This is a genomic window from Rhodococcus sp. NPDC060084, from assembly GCF_042730335.1.
Classification (GTDB): domain Bacteria; phylum Actinomycetota; class Actinomycetes; order Mycobacteriales; family Mycobacteriaceae; genus Rhodococcus.
Genome location: NZ_JBHWWX010000033.1, coordinates 41,098 through 48,113 on the forward strand (window position 1 = coordinate 41,098; position 7,016 = coordinate 48,113).

At 69.6% G+C, this 7,016-nt stretch carries 7 protein-coding genes; 2 read left to right on the top strand and 5 right to left on the bottom strand.

Annotation, left to right across the window (positions count from 1 at the left end; genetic code table 11):
* Positions 1–26 precede the first annotated feature (26 nt).
* Entirely contained in the window at positions 27–284 is a 258-nt protein-coding gene (locus tag ACFWBU_RS16225; RefSeq protein ID WP_169620645.1) for an HPr family phosphocarrier protein, read from the top strand.
* On the opposite strand, the gene ACFWBU_RS16230 is transcribed toward ACFWBU_RS16225, so the two are convergent.
* The 5 genes from ACFWBU_RS16230 to ACFWBU_RS16250 all read right to left on the bottom strand — a co-directional run bounded on the left by ACFWBU_RS16230 (position 265) and on the right by ACFWBU_RS16250 (position 5,437).
* Complete coding sequence (locus ACFWBU_RS16230) at positions 265–1,311, bottom strand: hypothetical protein (RefSeq protein WP_378528730.1); 1,047 nt, start codon at positions 1,309–1,311, stop codon at positions 265–267. The genes ACFWBU_RS16225 and ACFWBU_RS16230 overlap by 20 nt on opposite strands.
* On the bottom strand, positions 1,311–2,777 hold the full coding sequence (hflX, locus tag ACFWBU_RS16235) for a GTPase HflX (protein WP_169652389.1): 1,467 nt from the start codon (positions 2,775–2,777) through the stop codon (positions 1,311–1,313). Before hflX ends, ACFWBU_RS16230 begins: the two co-directional genes overlap by 1 nt.
* Positions 2,778–2,850: 73 nt before the next feature.
* Complete coding sequence (gene dapF / locus ACFWBU_RS16240) at positions 2,851–3,717, bottom strand: diaminopimelate epimerase (RefSeq protein ID WP_169652390.1); 867 nt, start codon at positions 3,715–3,717, stop codon at positions 2,851–2,853.
* Between the two features lie 62 nt (positions 3,718–3,779).
* Positions 3,780–4,736 carry a tRNA (adenosine(37)-N6)-dimethylallyltransferase MiaA gene (gene miaA, locus ACFWBU_RS16245; RefSeq protein WP_378528731.1) on the bottom strand — a complete coding sequence of 319 codons (957 nt, stop codon included), beginning with the start codon at positions 4,734–4,736 and terminating at the stop codon, positions 3,780–3,782.
* The gene (locus ACFWBU_RS16250) at positions 4,724–5,437 is read right to left on the bottom strand and encodes a class III extradiol dioxygenase subunit B-like domain-containing protein (RefSeq protein ID WP_296551217.1); all 714 of its coding nucleotides are present in this window, start codon (positions 5,435–5,437) and stop codon (positions 4,724–4,726) included. The genes miaA and ACFWBU_RS16250 overlap by 13 nt, the downstream gene beginning before the upstream one ends.
* A gap of 152 nt (positions 5,438–5,589) precedes the next feature.
* Here ACFWBU_RS16250 and ACFWBU_RS16255 point away from each other — a divergent pair, with 152 nt between their 5' ends.
* Positions 5,590–7,005, top strand: a complete 1,416-nt coding sequence (locus ACFWBU_RS16255) for a DUF349 domain-containing protein (RefSeq protein ID WP_296551218.1) — start codon at positions 5,590–5,592, stop codon at positions 7,003–7,005.
* Positions 7,006–7,016: the final 11 nt, after the last annotated feature.

Genomic DNA, 7,016 nt, shown 5'->3' on the forward strand with positions numbered 1-7,016 from the left:
TCCCGTTCGCGATCGAAGGAGATCCCATGCCCAGTACCACCGTCGCCGTCGGCTCGTCCATCGGCCTGCACGCCCGTCCCGCCGGAATCATCTCCGAGGCCGTGGTCGCCTCGGGTGTTCCCGTGACGCTCTCCGTGGCCGGAGGCGAGCCGGTGGATGCCGGTTCGGCCCTGATGATCATGACGCTCGGCGCCTCTCAGGGCACCGAGGTGACTGTCACGTGCGACGACGACGCCGTTCTCGACCAGGTGGCGAAACTGGTGGCTACCGACCTCGACGCCTGATCGTCACCACCGCTGCGAGCGCGAGCACGACCACCGCCGCAGCCACGGCGCCCACCACGGGCAACACTGCGGTCGACAACTCTTCGTCGCCGGCGTCCTCGGGACTGTCGGCGACGAAGAGGTCTGTGACCCCACGCACGATCCGGACAGGGGGCTGTTCCCCGGTGGCGGAGTCCACCTCCGACGCCGTCAGCAGATCACCGTCCGCGGTGAACGCTATCGCCTCGCCCTGTGGTTCTCCGGGCACGGCGATCCGCAGGTCCGGGCCGGACAACAGCGCCGCGACGATGTCGCGGTCCGGGGCGTGGAAGAGATATACGTCCGTGTAGGTCCGTACCGCCGCGACCGTCCCGTCCTCGCTGACGGCTCCCCCGGTGATCATCGACGAGGACGCTCCCGGGATCGGTCCGCCCGGGGTCTCGGTGGGGCCGAGGGCGAGAGTGCCGACCCGCTCGAGATCCGTGGGCCCGGGCGACTCGAGTTCGGTCACGGTGCGGGCGCCGGCCGGCCGGTAGATCCCGCTCGGCCCGAACAGCGACTTGGTGACGACGACAGGCTCGCCGTCGGCCGACACGAGAAGAGTTTCCGCGTCCTGGGGACCGTCCGGGTAGCGGAGGCGATACAGGTCGCCTGCGCCGGACTCGGGATCGAGCGAGACGAGCGCGACGGTCTGCCGGTTACGGGAGTTGTCACCGAGATCCGCGAGCCACAACCGGCCGTCGGACCCGGCTGCCATGTCCTCGACGTCGTACGGATCGGCGGGAGCCGGAAACCGTTGCACCACAGCGCACTCGGAATCGAGTTCGACGATTCTCTCGTCGGGGCCCGCGTCGGGTGTCGCGAACACCCGTCCGCCGAGCACCGCCAGACCCGACAGTTCGGCGAGTGCGGGATCGCTCGGGGTGCAGAGCACCTCGGGTACTACCCCGGCCGACGGGACCTGTCCGTCGTCTGCACCCGCCGGCGCCGCGAGCACGACGGCAAGCAGGAGCGGGACCCCCGCAGCCGAGCTGCGCACACCGCGCATCAGGCGGCGTATTCGCCCAATGCCGAGGCGAGCGCCATCGGAACCCTGGCATGCACACGCGTGCCGTCGGATTCGTGTGCCGAGTCCAGGATCTGCCCGTCGGAGTGGATACGGGCGAGCAGGTCTCCGCGGGTGTAGGGAACGAGCACCTTCACCTCCACGTCGGGGTCCTCGAGGACGCCGGCGAGCCGCGTGCGCAATTCGTCCATGCCCTCGCCTGTGCGAGCGGAGACGAACACCGCATCGGTGAGCAGGCTGCGGAGCTGGGTCAGCGTCACCGGATCGGCGGCGTCGACCTTGTTGACCACGATCAGTTCCGGCGGCGGCGGTGTGTCGCTCTCGCGCAACACCTCCGTGACGACCTCGCGCACCGCCTTGATCTGCTCGGTGGGCATCGGATCGGAACCGTCGACGACGTGCAGCAGCAGATCGGCGTCGGCGACCTCCTCGAGCGTCGACCGGAATGCCTCGACCAGCTGGGTCGGGAGGTGCCGGACGAACCCGACCGTGTCGGTCAGGACGAACTCGCGGCCGTCGGGCAGGGCTGCCCGGCGGGTCGTCGGATCGAGTGTCGCGAAGAGAGCGTTCTGCACCAGCACACCCGAGCCGGTCAGCGCGTTGAGCAGGCTGGACTTGCCGGCGTTGGTGTAACCGATGATCGCCACCGACGGAATCCGGTTGCGCAGCCGCCTGGTCCGTTTGGTGTCGCGCGCTGCCTTCATACCCTTGATCTCGCGGCGCAGCTTCGCCATCCGTTCGCGGATACGCCGACGGTCCGTTTCGATCTTGGTCTCGCCCGGACCGCGAAGACCGACGCCGCCGTTGCTGCCGGCACGGCCGCCCGCCTGGCGCGACATCGACTCACCCCAGCCACGCAGGCGGGGCAGCATGTACTCCATCTGTGCGAGGGAGACCTGTGCCTTGCCTTCGCGCGACGTCGCGTGCTGCGCGAAGATGTCGAGGATCAGCGCCGTCCGGTCGATGACCTTGACCTTGACCACCTTTTCCAGCGCTGTCAGCTGCGCAGGGGTGAGCTCACCGTCGCAGATGACGGTGTCGGCGCCGGTGGCAAGGACGATCTGACGGAGTTCCTCCGCCTTGCCGGAGCCGATGTAGGTCGCGGCGTCGGGTTTGTCGCGACGCTGGATCAGTCCGTCGAGGACCTCCGAGCCGGCAGTCTCCGCGAGTGCGGCGAGTTCGGCGAGGCTCGCGTCGGCCTGCGCGGACGTACCGCCGGTCCAGACGCCCACGAGCACGACCCGCTCCAGCCTCAGCTGGCGGTACTCGACCTCGGTGACATCTTCGAGTTCGGTGGACAGCCCGGAGACGCGCCGAAGGGCGGCGCGATCGTCGAGTTGCATCTCGCCGACGGACGGATCGTCGACGGTCCAGTCTCCGTGTGCGGTGTTCGCATCGTCGGGACTGTCTTCTGTGGTGGCACGGTGGGTGTGCGATGTGTTTGTCATACGCCTCCATGTTCCCATGAAGCCCGAATCGATGCATTCGAGTTTCTGCCGCCTCCACCGGGGAGAGGCCAGGTCACCGGAGGGACGACCACCAGTCGTCTGCAAGCTCACCCTTCGCGACGAGGACCGAGGGACCCCGCAGCCACGCACGGCCCTGCTCGATACGCACCTCTACGGAGCCGCCGGGCACACGCACCTGGACCACGCCTTCCTCGCTGCCGTCGTAGTTCAGCGCGGCAGCCGCAGCGGCCACGGTTCCGGTTCCGCAGGAGCGGGTCTCCCCCACACCGCGCTCGTGCACTCGCATGTGTACCGCCCCGGAGAGGATCGGCGTCAGAAACTCGATGTTGACCCCCTGCGGGAAGAACCCCGGGTCGAACCCGGGCGCAGTCAGATCGAGCGCTGCGAGACTCGACTCGGTCAGAGCGGGGTCGACGCACGCCAGGTGCGGGTTTCCGACGTCGATGCCGATTCCACTGTAGAAGCGGCCGTCGAGCGTTGCGGTGGACGTGCCGAGTTGCCGGACGAGTCCCATGTCCACGGTGACCTCGCCGAAGACGGGTCCGGTCGCATGCACCTGAACCGGCTTTCCGCCCGCGCGGCTGCCGACCACGAAGTCCCGCCCGGTCTCGAGACCGTGGGCCGTGAGGTAGTGCGCGAAGACCCGGACCCCGTTGCCGCACATCTCGGCGATCGACCCGTCCGCATTCCTGTAGTCCATGAACCAGTCGTCGGCGCCGGTGCCTTCGGGGAGTTCGGGTAGCACCCCGGCGGACACGAGGGCTCCGGTGCGCGCGACACGGAGAACACCGTCGGCGCCGAGCCCGCGGCGGCGGTCGCACAGCGCCGCGATCCGTTCGGGCGCGAGATCCAACCGCGCGTCGGGATCGGGGAGGATCACGAAGTCGTTCTCGGTGCCGTGCCCTTTGCTGAACTCCATGCCGGTCACCTTATCGAGGACAGGCCGTCAGCGACGGTCCGGCGTCATCCGAGAGCTCGGCGTCACACCGTTCTCGGCGTCAGACCGGTCTCGGCGTCCCGCACGGCACGCAGCGCGGACTCGGTGAGCTTCGGATCGCCGCCGTCGAGCCAGTGGATGCGCGGATCACGCCGGAACCACGAACGCTGGCGCCGGACGTAACGGCGGGTCCCGATGAACGTACGTTCGCGAGCATGGGCGAGGTCGTACCCGCCGTCGAGATACTCGAGAACCTGGGCGTACCCGATGGCGCGGCGGGCCGTGACGCCGTCGCGCAATCCGTTCTCGGCCAGCGTCCGGACCTCGTCCACGAGCCCGCGGTCGAACATGGTGTCGGTGCGGCGGGCTATGCGGTCGTCCAGTTCCCCGGTCTCGCGGTCGACGCCGAGGATCACGGTGTCCCAGCGGGGATCACCGATCGTCGGCTGGGATGCGGCGAACGGCATGCCGGTGAGTTCGACGACCTCGAGTGCACGCACCATCCGTCTGCCGTCGGTGGGAAGGATCGTCTCAGCCGCGACGGGGTCGGCGTGGCGTAGCGCCTCGTGCACGGCTGCGGGCCCGCCCTCGTCGAGCACTGCCTCCCACTTGGCGCGGACCTGCGGGTCCGTCGCGGGGAACTGCCACTCGTCGAGCAACGCCTGGACGTACATCATCGAGCCGCCCACGATCACGGGGACGCGTCCCCGGGCGAGTACGGCTTCGATATCCGCTGTCGCGGCAACCTGATAACGGGCGACCGTCGCCGTTTCGGAGACATCGAGAACGTCGAGTTGATGATGCGGAATCCCTCGCCGTTCCTCGACGGGAAGTTTGGCGGTTCCGATGTCCATGCCGCGGTACTGCTGCATCGCGTCGATGTTGACGATTTCGCCGCCCAGCGTGTCCGCGAGGTCCAGGCCGAGGTCGGACTTGCCGGTCGCGGTGGGACCGACGACAGCGATCGGTCGTAGTACCGTCCCGCCGGTCACGGGCGCCACAGCCCCGTGTAGTAGCCCACGCCGTACGGCGCCTCGGCATAGGTGACCGCCGCAGAGGCGGGCGCCCGAGTGAACGCCGCGGCGAACACCTGCCATGCCGCGCGGCCGGCCAGCCGGATCTCGGCGCACAGGGCCGGGTCGAACGCCGCCAGACCGTCGGGGTCGCCCGAGGCCAACGCCGTCGCAAGCTCCGAGTCGACGTTCCCGGATCGGGGGTCGAACGCTCCCGGCGCCTTGTCCGTCAGGGTCGCGGGACCGTCCGCGACCACCAGCAGCGCCCGTGGGACGGAGTCGGCGTCGAGCCGTTCGCGCACCAGGCGGCCGAGCTTCGCGCACGTCGCGGGGTCGGCGTCTTCGGCCAGGATGTGCACGTCGACGAGGGTTTCCGGAGCCACGCGGTCTCGAAGCCATCCGGCGACGAGAGCAGCGAGCGGGAGATCGGGATCGGGCTCGCCACGCGCACCCGGTCCCAGCGCGACAGGAACATCCGCCCCGTACCCGCGGAAGGTGCCGCGTGCTGTCGGGGGGACCTCGACAGCAACATCTCCTGTGCCGACGACGAGCCACTCGGGGACCGCAGCGAGTTCGCGGGCGACGTCCAGCACCGCACGGCGCAGGGCATCGGTTTCGGCCACGGCGAGACCGTTGAGCTCCGGTACGAGCAGCGGTGGGGAGGGCACGAAGGCCCCGGCGATCAACACACCGGCAACGGTAGTCGACCGGACCCGGCGCCCTGCACCGCCACGACCTGTTTCAATAGGGGGCGGATGTGTGGTCACGGACTCCCGCGACCCGACCTGCGGTAGAACGATGCGACCAGGCAGCCGTGCCGCGCGGCAGAGATGAGGTACTGATGAGTGACCCGAATGCACAGGAACCCGCAGTGGAGCGGACGCCCGGCGATGCACCCCGGCCCGGACCGCCCAAGCCGGGTGCCCCGCGTCCCGGCCCGGTGAAGGCTGCCGCGACCGCCGGCGTCCAGAGCACCGGCTCGCACCCCAAGCCGCACCCCGTCACCTCCCAGAGCCATCCACACATGCCCTCGGTGCCGGCCGGCGATCCCAGCAAGTTCGGCCGGGTCGACGAAGACGGCACCGCGTGGGTCGTCACCGCCGAGGGGGAACGCTGCATCGGTTCGTGGCAAGCCGGTGACGCGGCAGAAGGCCTCGCCCACTTCGGGCGCCGATACGACGATCTCGCCACCGAGGTAGCAATCCTCGAGACGCGGCTCGCCTCCGGCACCGGTGACATCAAGAAGACACGCGCCGCGGCGGAAGCCCTGGCCGAATCCCTCCCGACGGCCGCGGTGATCGGAGACCTCGACGCGCTCTCCGCGCGGCTCGCCGACATCATCACCGCGTCGGAGCAGGCTGCCGTCGCCGCCAAGCACGAGAAGGAACAACAGCGCGCCGAGAGCACCGCACGGAAAGAAGCGCTCGCCGCGGAAGCCGAGACGATCGGTGCCGAGTCGACGCAGTGGAAAGCGGCGGGCGATCGGCTCCGCGAGATCCTCGACGAGTGGAAGTCCATCCGCGGGGTCGACCGGAAGGTCGACGACGTCTTGTGGCGCCGGTACTCGAAGGCCCGCGAAGCGTTCAACCGTCGTCGCGGTGCACACTTCGCCGAACTGGACCGTGAGCGGGCAACCGCCAAGAGCCGCAAGGAAGAGCTGGTCGCGCGGGCCGAGTCGCTGCGGGACTCGACCGACTGGGGCGCCACTGCAGCCACCTTCCGCGACCTGCTCGCCGAGTGGAAGGCCGCCGGCCGGGCGCCGCGCGAAGCGGACGATCAGCTGTGGAAGCGTTTCAAGGCCGCGCAGGACGTGTTCTTCGCGGCGCGCAACAGCGCGAACGCCGAGCGCGAGGCCGAGTTCGAGGAGAACGCGCGCGCGAAGGAAGCCTTGCTCGAGAAGGCCGCGACGATCGACCCGTCCACGGACGTGGAGGCCGCGCGGGCGCAACTGCGGGAACTGCAGGACAAGTGGGAGGCGATCGGCAAGGTGCCGCGCGAGCGCACCCACGACCTCGAAGGCCGCCTGCGCGCCATCGAGAAGCGCGTCCGAGACGCCTCCGAGTCGGAGTGGCGCCGCACCGACCCCGAAGCTCTCGCCCGTGCCGCGCAGTTCCGTGAGCGGGTGCGTCAGTTCGAGGACCAAGCCGCCAAGGCGACCGCGAACGGCCGCGAGAAGGAAGCGGAGCAGGCCTTGGCGCAGGCTTCGCAGTGGCGTGAATGGGCCGAAGCCGCAGAAGGCGCCGTCGGCGAACTGTGACGGACAAACGA